The organism is Paraburkholderia flava (assembly GCF_004359985.1).
In the GTDB taxonomy this organism is placed as follows: Bacteria; Pseudomonadota; Gammaproteobacteria; order Burkholderiales; family Burkholderiaceae; genus Paraburkholderia; species Paraburkholderia flava.
Genome location: NZ_SMRO01000001.1, coordinates 1809213 through 1825390, shown reverse-complemented (window position 1 = coordinate 1825390; position 16178 = coordinate 1809213). Strand labels below are relative to the sequence as shown.

Below are 16178 nucleotides of genomic sequence, written 5' to 3'. Positions count from 1 at the left end.
CGTCAAGTGAAGGAGTGAATCGATGGGAGCAATTCACGATGTAGTGATTCAGCCGGACGTCGTCGCCGACGCGCCGTTCTCGAATCTGTCCACCCGGGGTCATCAGATGTTCCCGAAGCTCTCGACCGAAGAGATCGAGCGCATGCGCCGCTTCGGCGAAGTCCATCGCTGGCAGCCGGGCGAGATGCTGTTCGAGACCGGCCAGCCCGGTCCGGGCATGTTCGTCGTGCTCGAAGGCGTCGTGAAAATTTACCAGCGCGACGGTCTCGGTCGCGAGCACGTGGTAACCGAACATCGGTACGGTGATTTCATGGCCGAAGTCGGTCAGCTGTCCGGCCGTCCCGCACTCGTGAACGGCGTTGCACTCGAACCGACCGAATGTCTGCTGCTCGTGCCGGAACGGCTGCGCGCGTTGATCGTCGCGGAAGCCGATCTCGGCGAACGCATCATGCGTGCGCTGATCCTGCGTCGCGTGGCGCTGATCGAGAAAGGCGCGGGCGGTCCGATTCTCGTCGGTAAACGCAATGATTCGAGACTCGTCTCACTGCAAGGCTTTCTTTCGCGCAATGGTCATCCGCATTCGGTGATCGACGAACGCGACGAGGACGCACTCGGCCTGATCGAACAGTTCGCCGAGCGCCCGGAAGATCTGCCGCTCGTGATCTGTCCGGACGGTTCGGTGCTGCGTCATCCGAGCGATCCCGAACTCGCGACCTGCCTCGGCCTGCTGCCCGATCTCGACAACTCGCGCGTGTACGACGTCGCGATCGTCGGTGCCGGTCCGGCCGGACTGGCGACTGCGGTGTACGCGGCATCGGAGGGTTTGTCGGTGATCGTGCTCGACTCGCGCGCGCCTGGCGGCCAGGCGGGCGCCAGCTCGCGGATCGAAAACTATCTCGGCTTCCCGACCGGCATCACCGGGCAGGCGCTCGCAGGCCGGGCGTTCGTGCAGGCGCAGAAGTTCGGCGCGCACGTCGCGATTCCGGTCAAGGTGAAGGCGCTGCATTGCGACGAGCAGCCGCATCGTCTCGAGCTGAAGTGCGGCGGCAGCGTGACCGCGCAGGCGATCGTGATCGCGAGCGGCGCGGTGTACCGCCGGCCGGCGATCGAAGGACTCGAGCGTTTCGACGGTCGCGGCGTGTACTACTGGGCGTCGCCGGTCGAGGCGAAGCTGTGCAAGCACGAAGAGATCGTGCTGGTCGGCGGCGGCAATTCGGCGGGCCAGGCCATCGTTTATCTCGCGACGCACGCGAAGCGCGTGCACGTACTGATCCGCCGCAGCGATTTCGCCGCGACGATGTCGCGTTATCTGATCGACCGCATCGCGTCGCTGCCGAACGTGATCGTTCATCCGCACACGGAAATCGGCGGGATCGACGGCGACGAAAGCGGGCTTACGTCAGTCGGACTGAAAAAGCCGCTGCCTGACGGCACGCAGCAGTTCAATACGCGCCATCTGTTCCTCTTCACCGGCGCCGATCCGAATACCGACTGGCTGCGCACCTGCGGCGTGCAACTTGATCCGAAGGGCTTCGTGCTGACCGGCGTCGACGGCGACAACTCGTGCTCGCTGACCACCAGCGTCGACGGCGTGTTCGCGATCGGCGACGCGCGCGCCGGCTCGACGAAGCGCGTCGCGGCGGCGGTCGGTGAAGGCGCGGCAGTTGTGTCGCAGATTCACCAGATGCTCGCGGTCAATGCGGGCGAAGCGATCGCGCTCGGGGCGTAAGTTGTAGGGCTTGCCCTCGTGGGCAAGCAAGAAAAGGCAGCACGGCACACAAGCCGCGCTGCCTTTTTTATCGCCCGCACTTACCGACCGTTACACATCACAGACTCTGCTTGCACCCGACCTGCTTTCTGCATCGTAATATTCAGTCAGCATTTTGATAGCACCTGACGGCGCGACGAACAGCAAAAGAGGACGGACATGATTCAACGCACCCTGCTACTCGCAGCACTCGGCATCGCAACCGTGTTCGCTTCGGCGAGCGCATCCGCTCACGTCAACGTCGGCGTCTATCTGGGCGCGCCCGGACCGGTCTACGCCGCGCCGCCGCCGGTCATCTATCAGCCGCCCCCCGTCGTCTACGCACCTGCACCGTACTATGGCGGCGGGTATGGTTACGGCGGCGGCTGGCGCGAACGCCGCTGGCACGATCGCGGCGAACACCGTGGATGGGATCATGGTGGCGGACGCGGCTGGGACCATCATCGCGGCCGTTACTGATCTTCACGCAGCACGATCCGCGCGGCCGTCGCGCCGGGCGCCAGGCCAGGCTCGAACCGCGCCGCTCGCGAATCGCCGCTTCACGCTACAGTAGCGATTCCGTGCGGCGCCCGGCGTGTGCCGAAGCCGCCTTCCATCGCCGATCGACTGCGTGAACACACTTCCTCTCTCCGCAGCCCGCACGCTGCACCTGGCCGCACAAGGCCTGCTGACTCCGCCGCGCCGCAAGGCCACTAAAGCCGACGTCCTCGACGCGATCCGGCGGATGGCGCAACTGCAGATCGACACGATCCACGTCGTCGCGCGCAGCCCCTACCTCGTTCTGTTCAGCCGCATCGGCGCGTACCCGCAACAGTGGCTCGACGAGCATCTCGCGGAAGGTCGTCTGTTCGAATACTGGTCGCACGAGGCGTGTTTCGTGCCGATCGAGGACTACGGTCTGCTGCGTCACCGGATGCTCGATCCGTCGGACATGGGCTGGAAATACGCGGCCGAGTGGCATGCGCAGTATCGCGACGACATCGCGGCGCTGCTCGAACACATCCGCGCGACCGGTCCCGTGCGCTCCGCCGATTTCGCGCGCGAAGCCGGCACGGGCAGCGGCTGGTGGGACTGGAAACCGGAGAAGCGGCACCTGGAAGTGCTGTTCGCGATCGGCGAGTTGATGGTCGCGGAGCGGCGCAATTTCCAGCGCGTCTACGATCTGACCGAGCGCGTGCTGCCGAGCTGGAACGACGCACGCGATCTACCGCCCGCCGGCACCGTCACCCGCGCGTTGCTCGAACGCAGTTGCCGCGCGCTCGGCATTGTGCGCGCCGACTGGGTCGCCGATTACTACCGTCTGCCGCGCCGCCCGTACACCGATGCGCTGCATGCGCTCGCCGATGCGGGCGAATTGCTGCCGGTCCAGGTAGAAGGATGGAAGCACGATGCGTTCGTGCATCGCGAGTTTGCGCCGCTCGTCGACGATGCCGCGAACGGGCGCATCGCGTCGAGCGTGACGACCGTGCTGTCGCCGTTCGATCCGGTCGTGTGGGACCGCAAGCGCGCAGCGGCGCTGTTCGATTTCGATTATGTGATCGAGTGCTATACGCCCGCCGCGAAACGTCGCTATGGCTACTTCGTGCTGCCGTTGCTGAGTCGCGGAAAACTGGTGGGCCGCGTCGATGCAAAGGCGCATCGCACGAGCGGCGTGTTCGAACTGAAGGCGGTGCATCTTGAAGATGGCGTGCGCATCAGCGGTCGACTGATCGCGGATCTGCGGCGCGCGCTGCAACGCTGTGCGCAATGGCATGGCACGCCGCAACTGGAGATTACGTCGGCGCCGTCGCCGTTGAAGAAGGCGCTGCTTGCGGAAATGGAAAGCGACTGAGGTAGCTGGCGTTCAGCCAGAGCAACGCAAGTCAGACATCGACGGAAACATGTCATGCCCGATGCGGTCACTCACGCTAACGCCAGTCGTTCACTGACTTGCTAGAAATCGCGCGGCACATCGCGCAGGAACACCGGCAGATCGGTCGCAACCGGCCTGACGCCTGCCTGATACAGCATGTCGCCGACAAACCCGCGGTGATACGTGCCGTGATTCACGATATGAAGAATGATCTCGTTGCACGTCATCGCACCGTCGCCGCCGCCGATAAACTCGAAGCGGATCATCCGGTCGAGATCTTCGGCCGACATCTTGTCGGCGAAGTCGATGTACCACGCGTCCATCGCGCGAACTGATTCCCGTAATTCTTCAAGCGGCGGAGTATCGGTCGTATTGCGCGCCGTGTAGCCGTGCGAGCGTCCTTGCAGATGCGCCTGAAACACCGCGTCGATCACGTACGCGTGGTTCAGCGTGTGAACCATGTTCTTGAAGCCCGTCTTGCGTTGCATCAGCGCTTCTTCCGGCGGCAGCGCTGTCACCATCGAAAACACGATTTCATTGGCCCACGCCTTGTAGCGGGTCAACATCCGGACATTGTTTGTAGCGGTCATAAGTTTCTTCCACGGAGTCCTGTCATCAGCGATCGAGCTTCACGCGCAGTTCGCGCGCGGATTCGAGCAGCCCTTCATAACCGGAGCGCGCATGCTCCGGCAGATCGGGATCGCCGAGCAGTGTACCGAGCGTTTCGATCAGGCTGTACACAAGGCCTCTCGCGGCGCTCGTCGCGATGCTGCCGGATGACACCAGTTCGTTAACGTGGCTGACGGCCGCGTCGAGATGTTCGAGATCGGCGGCATTGTCGGTACGGGGTTTGTCTGGGGCTTCGCGGGTCATGAGAGGCGGCTCTCCTTCCAGGTCATAGTGAACAAATCGTTCATCCAGTTATATACCGATCGCGCGTAGCCGTCCATCCGGCGCGACGTCGCGCGGGGTCACGCGGCGTCACGCGCGGTCACGGTTCATCGAGTGCGATCTTCGTTTCGAATTTCGAGCAGTTCATCGCGAAGTTGCTCTTGAAGTTGCGCACATTGTTGTTCGATGAAAACACGCGTCGCGTGAACGCGTGATACGCATCCATCGAAGTCGAATTGACGATCAGCATGAAATCGAATTCACCGGACACTTCGTAGCACGCCATCACGTCGGGCTCGACTGCCATCTTCTTTTCGAATGCGCGCAGCAACGCATCGTTCTGCCGGTCGAGTTCGACCGACACGAACGCGGTCAGTGCACGGCCCACTTTCAGCCGGTCGACGATCGCCACCTGGCGCAGCAGTACGCCGTCGGTCTTCAGTTGCTCGATGCGTCGCTGGCACGTCGCGACCGAGCTATGCACGCGCGCCGCGAGCGTGCGCAGCGGCAGCGCCGCATCTTCCTGTAGCAGGTTCAGTATCTGCACATCGAGGCGATCAAGCGCCATCGCGAGTCTCCGGATCAGGCGAATGAGGAACGAACGGATTTTCCATCGTCGTACGGCGGCGTGCAAAGTTTTCCCGTGGGGTGGTCATGCTCCGGGAAAACGTCTCACCGCGCGATCCTATACTCATTGCACCGCGCCGCATTTACCCAGGACTCATTTACCAGGAGACCCGCCGATGAGCACCGTCCTCCCGTTCGAACGACAGCTGACGCAGTGGCGTCGCCAGTTGCACCGTCATCCGGAAACCGGTTTCGAGGAAGTGCACACGTCGGACTTCGTCGCACAGGTGCTCGCGGATCTCGGCATGGAGGTGGTGCGCGGTATCGGTGGCACAGGGTTGGTCGCGAGTCTCAAGCTCGGCAGCGGACGCGGCGTGATCGGTCTGCGCGCGGAGATGGACGCGCTGAACATTGCCGAAGACGCAGCGGATCGCCCATACGTCTCGCAGATCGCGGGCAAATCGCACGCATGCGGCCACGACGGCCACATGACGATGATTCTCGGCGCCGCGCAGTTGCTGTGCGAACGACGCGATTTCGACGGCACCGTGCGGATCATTTTCCAGCCGGCCGAAGAGCACGGACGCGGCGCGAAAGCGATGATCGACGATGGCCTGTTCGAGCGTTTTCCCATCGACGAAATCTACGGCGCGCACAACATGCCCGGCATGCCGGCGGGACACATCGCAACGCGCGTCGGCGGCATCATGGCCAGCGAAGACAACTTCACGATCCACGTGAAAGGACGCGGCACGCATGCTGCACGTCCGCACATGGGCGTCGATCCGATCGTGATCGCCGCGCAGATCGTGCTTGCATTGCAGACCGTCGTGTCGCGCACGCTCGACCCGAGCGTGCCCGCCGTCATCTCGTGCACTGAGCTCTTCACCGACGGCATCCGCAACGCGATTCCCAGCAATGTGATCATCAAGGGCGACACGCGCAGCTATACGCCCGACGTGCAAGCGCTGCTCGAACGCCGGATGCGCGAGATCGCTGAAGGGTTGTGCGCGCTGCACGGCGCGCAGTGCGAATTCAGCTACACGCACGAGTTCGCGCCGACCGTGAACTGGGAAAGCTGCGTGCCGACCGCCGTCGAAGCGGCGACGCGCGTCGTCGGTGCACAGAACGTCGACGCGAACGTGCAGCCGATGATGATTTCCGAAGACTTCGGCGCTTTCCTGCGCGTCGTGCCCGGTGCGTTCGTTTTCATCGGTAACGGCGATGGCGACAGCCCGGGCAGCACGCCATTGCACAACGCGCGGTACGACTTCAACGACGACGTGCTCGTCACGGGCGCACGCTACTTCGCGGAGATCGTGCGGCTACGTTTGCCGCGCGCTTCTGCGTGACTGGATTGATGCCCCGCTATTACACGCCCCAGGTAAATCATGACCACGACGTTCATCCCCAACCCACAGGCCACCCGCGCGCCCTATAGCGACGCACTGCAGCTCATCATGAGCGTCGCGCGCGCCGACGAAAGCCGGCGCTGGCTCGCGCACTGGTCCGTGCTGTCGCGTGAACCGACGCCGCTGTGGCATCTGCCCGATCTCGCCGCGAAGATCGGCATCGCGCAGCTTGCGATCAAGGACGAGTCGAAGCGCGCATCGCTCGGCAGCTTCAAGGCGCTCGGCGCACCGATCGCGCTCGCGAGGCTGATCCTTCGGCAGCCGGCCGCGCGCGGGTGGCACGCCGCCGATCTGTTCACCGGTCGACATGCGAAGTCGCTCGACCGCTTCACGGTCGTCAGCGCGACCGACGGCAATCACGGTCGCGCACTCGCGGCCGCCGCGCAATCGATCGGCTGCCGCTGCGCGATCGTGATTCACCGGCATGTGAGCGAGGAACGCGAAGCATCGATTGCGGCATTCGGCGCGCAGATCGTGCGTATCGAAGGCAATTACGATGCGTCGGTCGAAGAGGCCGCGCGGCTTGCGGCTGAAAACGACTGGCACGTCGTATCAGACACCTCGTGGGACGGCTACGAAGACATTCCACGTGACGTGATGCAGGGCTACGGTACGATCGTCGCGGAAGCGCTGGAACAGGCCAGCGCACAACCGGACGACGCGTGCCCGTTCACGCACGTGCTGCTGCAAGGCGGAGTCGGCGGTCTCGCGGCTGGGATCGTCAGCTACTTCACGGAGGGTTGGGGCGCGCGGCGGCCGACCTTCGTCGTCGTCGAGCCGCAGCAGGCCGACTGTCTGCTGCAAAGTGCGCTCGCGCAGCGCGCGGCGCACGCGACGGGTTCGGTCGATTCGGTGATGGCCGGGCTCGCGTGCGGTGCGGCGTCGCCGCTCGCGTGGCGTTTTCTCGAGCACTCTGTGGATGCGTTCATGACCGTCACCGACGACGCCGCCGTGCGCGCGATGCGCATCGTCGCGGAGGGGAGCGCTCGGGACGTGCCGATCGTCGGCGGCGAATCGGGTGTTGCGGGTGTCGCGGGTCTGCTTGCGCTGGCGCGCGATGCCGCGTCGCGTGAACGCATCTCGCTCGATGCACACGCTCGCGTGCTGCTGATCAACACCGAAGGTGCGACGGCACCGTCGGTGTATCGCGAACTCGTGGGACGTAGTGCGGATGACGTGCTTGCCGCGCAGGAGCGGTTTATCACGCGGCAGGTGCAGCAACAGCAGGCGCAGCAGTAAGCGCTGCACGCGCAATGCAAGCCGTGCACGCGAGACGTGTCGCGCGCATCGTCTGCGCGACGGCCACGTCAACAATACGCTGAAAGACGCACCCGTCACGTGGCCGACAAACTAACCGCATCGGCCACGCACAGGTTCTGGTTCATCGAACCACGCGCACATCAAAACCCGAACAACCCATCAATGCCACGGCCACGAATGGCCGGGACCGTCGTGTCCATCTTTCACGAAGCTGCATTCATTCGAGTGGCCGAAAAATCCCTGACCACCGCCGAACGGGAAGCCAGAGAACTGCTGCGGCACATAATCCGGCAGATCGCTCTTATCCATCGCGAAGACGAAGAACTGGTTCGGATTGTCGATCCCCGCCGGATGATTCGAATCGGTGACCGTGCCGATAAAGTCGTTGTCGTTCGCGATCAGGAACGTGTGCTTGCGCACGCCGTTCATCGTGATATCCGGACCGAACGTCAGGCTTTCGAGTTTCGCGGGGATGTCCTTCGCGCTGAAGCCGTGCGACGTCAGCACGGCGACCACATCGAGGAACAACGACTTCTGCACCGCATACGGCGCGAGGCCCGCCTGACCGCTCGCCTGGCTGACGTCCTGCGCACCGTTCAGGTCGACGCGAAACACCTGCTTGAATTTAGCGGTCGAATCGTCGCCGAGCCCCTTGCCGTCGCGCTCGTCCATCAGCAGCACGTGGTCGTTGACGGCGACCACGTCGCTGATCGTCGGATAGTTCGGCTTCGCCGACGTGCCGATATTCGTGAGCGGATACGCAAACTGCTGGCTTCTGCCCGTGCGCAGATCGACGCGCAGAATCCGCGTGAAGCCGCCATTGGTGCCGCCGTCCTGCAGCAGCGGACTTTGCATCGCGCCGAACAGCGTTCTGCCGTCGGGCGAAATCGCGAGCCCTTCCATGCCCTTGTTCGCGACGCGACCGGAGGTGTTCGCGCTGATCTCGGTGTTGCCCACGGAACTGAGCGTCGACACGGCGAACGAATCGGGCACCTTGATCACATCGATCCGGCGTCCCGTGCGGCGATCGAATCGATAGATGTACGGACCGTACTCGTCGGAGATGAACACGCTCTGTCCGTCGTTGCTCACGCGGATGCTTTCGGGATCGAGACGCGCGTCGAGCGGATTCGTCGACAGATGCGTCGGGTCGAAGTTGTCCGAGCGTCCGGTGAAGTAGTTCGTGTGGTTCTGCCGGTTCAGCTTCGGTGCGCCGTTCGGCACACCGGCTGCTGCGCCGTTGCCATACACGAGCCGGTCGGAGGTGTGCAGCAGTGTTGTGTCGACCAGTTTCGGCGTGAGCGCGTACGGCAGATCCGAACCCGCCGGCGTAGCGGACAGCGACAGACGGAACGTCTCGAAGCGGTTGATGTACGACACCGTGTCGTCGATTGCCGCGTTGTACGAGATCGCGTTGGGACCACGGTCAGGCAACGCGACGAACGTATTGCAGCCCGCGTAGCTCATGCCCGAGCCGAGACCGCCCAGCAGATTTCCCGGCGCGCCGTTTTCGAGCGGCGCCGCCGTTTCGCGCGACAGGTCGGAGATCGTGCCGCTGATCTGGCCTTTCGCGATCAGATCGACGGTGGCGTTAGCGTTCGACATCACGGACATCGCCGACATCGCAAGAAGCGATGCGATCGCGGTCAGCGCAAGCTGTCTGGGTTTCAGCACGGATATCTCCTTCGGATTATTTTCGACGGAACATCGTTAGGTGGACGTACAGGCCGGCGTTGACGCATGCGCGGAAAGACCCGGAAAGTTTCGGTAACTTTCGTGTCATGCGGGTGAAACTGAACGCGAGACTGTCGCGATGTCCGTGCGTCGAGGTGCCGCAACGCGTCAGAAGATTGCCTCCCGACGAACCGCGCCCAGTGCCGCACTCAATGCGCCCCCGCCGCAAACTCCTCCGTAATCGCCGCGATCAACACCTGCATCCGCGCGGTCTTGTACAGATCCGCGTGCGCGACGAGCCACGCGTCGAAACGCTCGACCCGCTGCGGCATCACCCGCACCAGCTCCGGCTCGTAATCCGCGCGAAAGCACGGCAGCTCGGTCACGCCGATGCCCGCGATCGCGGCTTCGAACAGCATCATCGTCGACGCGGTCTGGAACACGACGCGCCCGCGCGTCGTCGGCTCGCCGCACAGCGAGTCCCACATCGACGGCACCACCGGCTGCTGGTACATCACGAGATCGTGGCCTTCGAACGCTTCGCCTTCGCGCGGTTCGCCGCGCGCCGCCACGTACGCACGCGACGCGTAAATGCCCGCATCCAGCTGCGCAAGCCGGCGCACGATCAGATCGGGCGAATCGGGCCGCAGCGTGCGGATCGCAATATCGGCTTCGCGCCGTGTCAGGTTCGCGATCTGCGGCGACGTCACGCAGACGATGTCGATGCCCGGATGCGCCAGCCGCACGCGCGCGATGGCCGGGATGATGAAGCGCTTCGCGAGCGAATCGGTGGTCGCGAGGCGGATCGTGCCGCTCAGCTGGTCGTCGAGACCCGCGACACGACGCTCGATCTGCAGCGCCGCCTGTTCCATCGCTTCTGCAGGCGCCTGCAACGCTTCGCCTGCCGGCGTCAGCACATACAGCGCCGGCGTACGCAGAAAGAGCCGCGAGCCGAGCGCCGTTTCAAGCGCAGCGATGCGCCGCCCGACGGTGGCCTGATCGACCTGCAGACGCGCGGCGGCGCCGCGTAGTGTGCCCGCGCGCGCGACCGCGAGAAAGTAGCGGGCGTTGTCCCAGTTGAGCGTCGAACTCACCGGCGATTTCATCTGGCGATCCTCCGTGCTGCCATCTGCCTGCGGCGCGCTTTAAAAGCGCAGGCGCCGTGATGCAGATCTGCATCAGCATGATGCGAAATCGCTGCTTTATTGCAGCATCTCCAGTTTATAGACTATCGGTCATGCAAAAGGAATCCATCATGTCCGACACCACGAGCTGCGCGACCTGCGCGATCGACCCGCTCGACACCTCACTCACCACCTCACTCACCGCGGAATCCAACGAACGCCGTCTCGCCGCGCGCCGCCGGCTCACGCTCGGCCTGGTCGCGAGCGGCATGTTCATGGCCGTGCTCGACACGACCATCGTCAACGTCGCGCTGCCCGCATTACGCGCGAGTCTGCACGCGACGGTCGCGGGGCTTGCATGGATCGTCGATGCGTACACGCTGAGCTTCGCCGCGCTGATCCTCGCGGGCGGTGTCGTGTCGGATCGCTTCGGCGCGAAGGCCGTGTACCTGAGCGGGCTTGCGCTGTTCGTCGGCGCGTCGGCGGCGTGCGGACTCGCGCCTTCGGTCGGCATGCTGGTCGTCGCGCGTCTCATGCAGGGGATGGGCGCGGCGCTGTTTCTGCCGGCTTCGCTCGCGATCGTCCGCAGCACGTTCGACGATCCCGCCGAACGTGCCCGCGCGATCTCCGTGTGGGCGGGAATCGCGTCGGTTGCGGCAGCGATCGGGCCGGTATTCGGCGGCGTGCTGGTGGACAGCTTCGGCTGGCGCAGCGCGTTTCTCGTCAACGTGCCGACCGGCATCGCGGCACTCGTGGGTGCATGGATCGTCGTGCGCCACAGCACGCGTAGCCGCACGCGACGCTTCGACTGGGGCGGTCAGATAACCAGCGCAGTCGCACTCGGCGCGCTGTGCTACGCGGCGATCGAACTGCCGACTCGCGGCCTCGCCGCACCGGAAGTGTGGATGGCCGCGCTGATCGCCGCACTCGCGACGCTCGCGCTCGTCGCCGTCGAACGACGCGCACACGATCCGATGGTGCCGGTCCACTGGTTCCGCAACCGCGTGTTCGTCGCGATGAATATGACCGGCACGCTCGTCTACGTCGGTTACTTCGGGCTGCTGTTCGTGTTGAGCCTGTATCTGCACGGCGACATGGGGCTCAGCGCGCGGCAGACCGGTCTCGCGCTGCTGCCGCTGGCGGGCAGCCTGTCGATCGGCAACGTGCTGTCGGGCAAACTGCACGGCCGCTTCACGCCGACGCAGCTGATCACGACCGGCCTCGGTCTCGCGACGCTAGCGGTCCCCGCAATCGCCGCGCTGCTCGAACTACGCACACCGTGGGTCTTCGTCTATCTGGCGATGGCTGCATTCGGCGGCGGCACGTCGCTGTCCATTGCGCCGATGATCTCGACCGTGCTCGAGCAGGTGCCCGGCGAACTCGCGGGCGTCGCGTCGGGGCTACTGAATGCGCTGCGCCAGGCGGGCAGCCTGTTCGGCGTCGCGATCGCGGGCGCGGCGACGATCCTCGCACCGCATCTGTCGAAGGCGTTATGGGTGGTGGCGGCGGTGGGGTTTGCGACTTATGCGGTCGCGACGGTGGTGGCTGCGTATGCGGTGGCGAAACGGAGTGAAGCGGCTCAGTGATCGCTACCTGACATTGCGTGGTGCGGCGCGAAGCGGTCGCACCACACAGCACGTTTGCTCGTGCTTTTAGCCATAAAGGTGCTTGTGCCGTGCGCCGACGCGATCGGCAACGCGCACGTGGCACGTGGCTTTTCAATGCATGCGGGGCACGCTTGAACCGTCCGCGTGCGGGTCCCGAAAACTCTCACCTATGTCGGAGTTGGCGCTTTAGCCATCGGCCAGAGTCCGTTCTTCAGAGAGTGCGCGCTCCACGCCGTTAACCGCCCCTCCAACGTTCAACGCGACACCGCAGTCCGCACAAACAACCGCCGCGTCAAATCGAACGCGACCAGATTGCCGGCCACGACAAGCACGAGTCCGATGACCGCAAGCGCAGACCATCGATAGCCTTCGAACACCGTCGATACCGCCAGCGCGACGATCGGAAACAGCACTGTGCAATACGCGGCGCGCTCCGGGCCGATCCGTCCGACGAGCGTCAGATAAGCAGTGAAACCGATCACCGAGCCCGGCACCGCGAGGTACGCAAGCGCGCCGAGGTAGCGCACGGTCGGCTCGAACGTGAACGACAGACCGGCGAGCGCGCTGCCGACCGTCAGCACCGTCGCGCCGATCAGCATCGCCCAGCTGTTGGTGACGATCGGGTGCAGGCCCATCGACTGCATCCGGCTCGACAGCAGATTACCCGCCGAAAAGCACAGCGTGCCGAGAAACGCGATGCCGAGACCGAGCCACGTCGCCTGATCGCCGAGGTGGCCGGACATCTGCTGCATGAACAAGCAGACGATGCCGACGAGCCCCAGCAGCGCCCCGACGATCGCGGTCGGTTGCAGCGGACGTCCCATGAACAGCCGGCCGTTGATCGAGTTCAGCAGCGGCGCGGTGGAAAACACCACGGCGACGAGACCGCTCGGCACGACCTGTTCCGCGTAGTAAAAGCACAGAAAATTCAGGCAGAAGAGCGCGAGCCCCTGCGCGGCGAGAAAACGCCATGCTTCGCGCGGCGGCCAGATCGGACGGCGCATCAGGCGCAGCAGCGCGAACAGCACGGCGGCGGCGATCCAGAAACGCCACGCGATCGACACCGGCGGCGCGACGACGCCGAGCTGCCACTTGATGGCAATCCAGGTGGTGCCCCAGATCAGGACGGTGAGTGCGTAGAGCGACAGATTCATGATGGAGCGTGTGCAAAAGCGGGGTAACCAAGGAAACCGACTATGCGCGCCGGACAGAACGGCGCGTTGTCCAGGATTGCGCAGATTTTCTCGGCGGCGTACGGCCCCGGTATTCACGCCGTATACTGCGAAACATCATGTCCCGCCGCCCAGCCGACCTCGCGAATCCCCCGGATTCCGCGCCGATCCCGCAACCCGATGCCGCCGACACGCCGTTCGGACTGCAGTCGGTTTGCCATACGCTGAGCGACGCGAACGCGACGCTCGAACGCTTCGCATGGCTCGGCGACCATCTCGCGATTGCCGAATGGAGCCGCTTCACCGAAGAAGCCGAAACGGTCTACGAGCAACCCGGCCATCACACGCTGTCGTGCTATCTGGACGGCGGCTACCGCACCGAGCGTCAGAAGCTGCCCGGACGTTTCGGCGCACCGAGCCGGCTATGCGCGCTGCCCGGCGATCACGAGTCGCGCTGGTGGGTCCGCGGTGAAATGCACTTCATGCATCTGTATTTTCTGCCCGAGCATTTCACGCAGCGCGCGGTGCGCGAGCTGGATCGCGAGCCGCGCGAACTGACGCTCGCCGACCGGACGTACTTCGAAAACGAGCGGATCGCGAACCTGTGCCAGTCGCTGATGTTCGAGCGCTGGGACGATCCGGACGGACGTCTGCGCACGAACGAGACCGCGCACGAAGTGTTGAGTCTGCTGTTGCAGTCGCAGAGCGTGAATCGCACGGGTGCGGCGCTGAAGGGCGGTCTGTCGCCGGTGACGCGCCGCCGGCTGCGCGATTACATCGATAGCCATTTAACGCAGTCGATCACGCTCGGCGATCTTGCCGACGTTGCGTGTCTGTCGGAATACCATCTTGCGCGGATGTTCCGCGTGTCGTTCGGCGCACCACCGCATGCGTGGATCGCACAGCAACGGCTCGATCGTGCGCGTGCTTTGCTGCGCACCACCGCGCTGCCGCTCGCGCAGGTCGCCACGCAATGCGGCTACGCGGATGCCAGCCATTTCAGTCACCGGTTTCGCGAGGCGTTTGGTGCGGCGCCGGCGGCGTTTCGGCAGGCTGTGCAGGTGATTGAGGCGGCTTGAGACCCCTACGTCTCTACTCCCGTTCCAAACCATTTAGCCAACGCATCCGCAAGCCCCTCCCGCTTCGCATCACCCACCCACGCGACGTATCCGTCCGGTCGAACCAACACAGCCTCAGGAGCCGGAACCGCCCCAAGCGCAGGAAGCTCCCATGTCCCGGCGTATGTTGCATCGACGAGCCGGACGTCATCGGCCCACGGCTCGATATCGAAACTGCCCCGCCCGCCAAAATTAATCAGCACCGCACGCGCATCGTGCAGCAGTGTGAACACGCGCAGCGGCCCATCGGCTGTAACGAGATCGAGATCCGGCATCCGACGCCCGAGCAGCGGATGTCCACCGCCGAAATCGTAGCGAACATCCAACCCTGACAGCGTCGCGGCGAACCGTTTGCGCGGCTCGTCCATCGCGAGAAATTCGGCGAGGACGTCGCGTAACGCGCTCGTGCGATCGTCTTCGCGACGCAGCACGATCGACGCCATCGTGTTGCGCAACACACGCGCAGCGACCGGATGACGCTCGGCGTGATAGGAATCGAGAAGACTGTCCGGCGACGTGCCGTTGACCACACGCGCGAGCTTCCACCCCAGATTCACCGCGTCCTGAATGCCGGTCTGCAGACCCTGCCCTCCGTCCGGCGGATGCACATGTGCAGCGTCGCCGGCGACGAGCATCCGTCCCGCGCGATACGCGGCTGCCTGTCGCGTAGCGTCGGTGAATCGCGAGAGCCATGTGGGGTTGTTCACGCCGTAGTCGGTCCCGTACACGGCGATGAGCGCGTCGCGCAGATCGTCCAGCGTGGGTTCTCCGGTATGGGTCGCATGCAGCTCGGTGACGAGGACACGCACACGATCACTATCGTCGATCCGGCTGAACGAATGCGTGCCGATCGCGTCGCGGTGGATGCCCCACTCGGGCTCACCAGTCAGCTCGACTTCCGCGATCAGGTTGCTGATCGTCGGATCCGATCCGGGAAACGCAATGCCGGCTGCCTTGCGAACGACGCTGCGTCCTCCGTCGCATCCGACGAGATAGTCCGCGTGCAGCAGCCGTCCATCGGATAGCGCGACGTCGACGCCAGTGTCGTCCTGCACGGCGCCCGTCACGGTGCAGCCGCGATAGATCGGCACCTGCTTTTCGGCGACCCATTCGGCGAGGATGCGCTCGATGTGGCTCTGCCAGAGCGCGAGCCCGTAGTTGTGACGAGTGGGGAAATCGCCGATGTCCAGCTTGACGCCGGCAAAGCGCGCAACCTGCGCCGTTTGCCCATGTGCGAGAAACCGCTCGGCGATGCCGCGTTGATCGAACACCTCGATGGTGCGCGCGTGCAGACCGCCCGCCCGCATGCCCATCAGGTCCTGACTCTCGCGCCGCTCGACGATCGCGACGTCCACCTGCGCCAACGCCAGTTCGCCCGCGAGCATCAAACCCGTCGGACCCGCTCCGGCAATCACGACTGCGTGCCGGTTCATCGCGGGCTCGAGCCCGGCAACGGGCGATCCATCGGTCGATATCGAAGCGTCCATTTCGTGACTCCGCGTTCCGCCGGTTCCGGCAACAGTCAGCGATGCTACTGCACGCCCCGGGTCTTGCCGCAAGCCTTGGGGGGCACGGTATACTGAAGTTATCGGCGCGCGGTACGCGGTCCATTCGACTCGCCCGATACACGACGTCAAGCATGTGCTGCCGCCCGACATCGCACTAACGTTGCTGATGGAATCCGCGATCTATTGCAGCAAACTCGATCAGTCGGCGATCGAGACAGGCTAAAC

Annotated in this window: 14 protein-coding genes; 7 read left to right on the top strand and 7 right to left on the bottom strand. The window is 64.4% G+C overall.

The window, feature by feature from the left end; all coding sequences use genetic code 11:
• The first annotated feature begins 22 nt into the window (after positions 1-22).
• The 3 genes from E1748_RS08120 (at position 23) to E1748_RS08110 (ending at position 3599) form a co-directional block, all read left to right on the top strand.
• Entirely contained in the window at positions 23-1729 is a 1707-nt protein-coding gene (locus E1748_RS08120; protein ID WP_133646580.1) for an FAD-dependent oxidoreductase, read from the top strand.
• Positions 1730-1927: 198 nt separating this feature from the next.
• A complete protein-coding gene (locus E1748_RS08115; RefSeq protein ID WP_133646579.1) occupies positions 1928-2227 on the top strand; it encodes a hypothetical protein in 300 nt (99 codons plus the stop codon).
• Positions 2228-2378: 151 nt separating this feature from the next.
• Positions 2379-3599: a winged helix-turn-helix domain-containing protein gene (locus tag E1748_RS08110; RefSeq protein ID WP_133646578.1), complete on the top strand. Its 1221-nt coding sequence runs from the start codon at positions 2379-2381 to the stop codon at positions 3597-3599.
• A 101-nt stretch (positions 3600-3700) separates the two neighbouring features.
• Here E1748_RS08110 and E1748_RS08105 read toward each other — a convergent pair whose 3' ends face one another.
• The 3 genes from E1748_RS08105 to E1748_RS08095 all read right to left on the bottom strand — a co-directional run bounded on the left by E1748_RS08105 (position 3701) and on the right by E1748_RS08095 (position 5079).
• On the bottom strand, positions 3701-4210 hold the full coding sequence (locus E1748_RS08105; RefSeq protein WP_133646577.1) for a DinB family protein: 510 nt from the start codon (positions 4208-4210) through the stop codon (positions 3701-3703).
• 25 nt (positions 4211-4235) lie between these two features.
• A complete protein-coding gene (locus E1748_RS08100; protein ID WP_133646576.1) occupies positions 4236-4493 on the bottom strand; it encodes a hypothetical protein in 258 nt (85 codons plus the stop codon).
• Between the two features lie 118 nt (positions 4494-4611).
• Entirely contained in the window at positions 4612-5079 is a 468-nt protein-coding gene (locus E1748_RS08095) for an Lrp/AsnC family transcriptional regulator (RefSeq protein ID WP_133646575.1), read from the bottom strand.
• 175 nt (positions 5080-5254) lie between these two features.
• Between E1748_RS08095 and E1748_RS08090 the strand changes: the two genes are divergently transcribed.
• Positions 5255-6430, top strand: coding sequence for a M20 aminoacylase family protein (locus E1748_RS08090; protein WP_133646574.1), 1176 nt, complete (start codon positions 5255-5257; stop codon positions 6428-6430).
• 39 nt (positions 6431-6469) lie between these two features.
• Entirely contained in the window at positions 6470-7729 is a 1260-nt protein-coding gene (locus E1748_RS08085) for a diaminopropionate ammonia-lyase (RefSeq protein WP_133646573.1), read from the top strand.
• A 180-nt stretch (positions 7730-7909) separates the two neighbouring features.
• Here the strand turns inward: E1748_RS08085 and E1748_RS08080 are convergent, their stop codons facing one another.
• Together E1748_RS08080 and E1748_RS08075 are read right to left on the bottom strand one after the other, a co-directional pair.
• Entirely contained in the window at positions 7910-9373 is a 1464-nt protein-coding gene (locus E1748_RS08080) for an esterase-like activity of phytase family protein (RefSeq protein ID WP_133647297.1), read from the bottom strand.
• Between the two features lie 260 nt (positions 9374-9633).
• Entirely contained in the window at positions 9634-10530 is an 897-nt protein-coding gene (locus E1748_RS08075) for a LysR family transcriptional regulator (protein WP_133646572.1), read from the bottom strand.
• Between the two features lie 149 nt (positions 10531-10679).
• Here E1748_RS08075 and E1748_RS08070 point away from each other — a divergent pair, with 149 nt between their 5' ends.
• Positions 10680-12134, top strand: coding sequence for an MFS transporter (locus E1748_RS08070; protein WP_133646571.1), 1455 nt, complete (start codon positions 10680-10682; stop codon positions 12132-12134).
• Between the two features lie 275 nt (positions 12135-12409).
• On the opposite strand, the gene E1748_RS08060 is transcribed toward E1748_RS08070, so the two are convergent.
• Complete coding sequence (locus E1748_RS08060) at positions 12410-13309, bottom strand: DMT family transporter (RefSeq protein WP_133646569.1); 900 nt, start codon at positions 13307-13309, stop codon at positions 12410-12412.
• Positions 13310-13446: 137 nt separating this feature from the next.
• On the opposite strand from E1748_RS08060, the gene E1748_RS08055 reads away from it, so the two are divergent.
• Entirely contained in the window at positions 13447-14406 is a 960-nt protein-coding gene (locus E1748_RS08055; protein WP_133646568.1) for a helix-turn-helix domain-containing protein, read from the top strand.
• Positions 14407-14411: 5 nt separating this feature from the next.
• Here E1748_RS08055 and E1748_RS08050 read toward each other — a convergent pair whose 3' ends face one another.
• Positions 14412-15932: an FAD-dependent monooxygenase gene (locus tag E1748_RS08050; protein ID WP_240766408.1), complete on the bottom strand. Its 1521-nt coding sequence runs from the start codon at positions 15930-15932 to the stop codon at positions 14412-14414.
• Between the last annotated feature and the right edge of the window lie 246 nt (positions 15933-16178).

Bases quoted from the DNA above. Each gene is read 5' to 3' on its own strand.
- E1748_RS08120 (WP_133646580.1), top strand. From the start codon at position 23: ATGGGAGCAATTCACGATGTAGTGATTCAGCCGGACGTCGTCGCCGAC.
- E1748_RS08115 (WP_133646579.1), top strand. From the start codon at position 1,928: ATGATTCAACGCACCCTGCTACTCGCAGCACTCGGCATCGCAACCGTG.
- E1748_RS08105 (WP_133646577.1), bottom strand. From the start codon at position 4,210: ATGACCGCTACAAACAATGTCCGGATGTTGACCCGCTACAAGGCGTGG.
- E1748_RS08100 (WP_133646576.1), bottom strand. From the start codon at position 4,493: ATGACCCGCGAAGCCCCAGACAAACCCCGTACCGACAATGCCGCCGAT.
- E1748_RS08095 (WP_133646575.1), bottom strand. From the start codon at position 5,079: ATGGCGCTTGATCGCCTCGATGTGCAGATACTGAACCTGCTACAGGAA.
- E1748_RS08090 (WP_133646574.1), top strand. From the start codon at position 5,255: ATGAGCACCGTCCTCCCGTTCGAACGACAGCTGACGCAGTGGCGTCGC.
- E1748_RS08085 (WP_133646573.1), top strand. From the start codon at position 6,470: ATGACCACGACGTTCATCCCCAACCCACAGGCCACCCGCGCGCCCTAT.
- E1748_RS08080 (WP_133647297.1), bottom strand. From the start codon at position 9,373: ATGTCGGCGATGTCCGTGATGTCGAACGCTAACGCCACCGTCGATCTG.
- E1748_RS08075 (WP_133646572.1), bottom strand. From the start codon at position 10,530: ATGAAATCGCCGGTGAGTTCGACGCTCAACTGGGACAACGCCCGCTAC.
- E1748_RS08070 (WP_133646571.1), top strand. From the start codon at position 10,680: ATGTCCGACACCACGAGCTGCGCGACCTGCGCGATCGACCCGCTCGAC.
- E1748_RS08060 (WP_133646569.1), bottom strand. From the start codon at position 13,309: ATGAATCTGTCGCTCTACGCACTCACCGTCCTGATCTGGGGCACCACC.
- E1748_RS08055 (WP_133646568.1), top strand. From the start codon at position 13,447: ATGTCCCGCCGCCCAGCCGACCTCGCGAATCCCCCGGATTCCGCGCCG.
- E1748_RS08050 (WP_240766408.1), bottom strand. From the start codon at position 15,932: ATGGACGCTTCGATATCGACCGATGGATCGCCCGTTGCCGGGCTCGAG.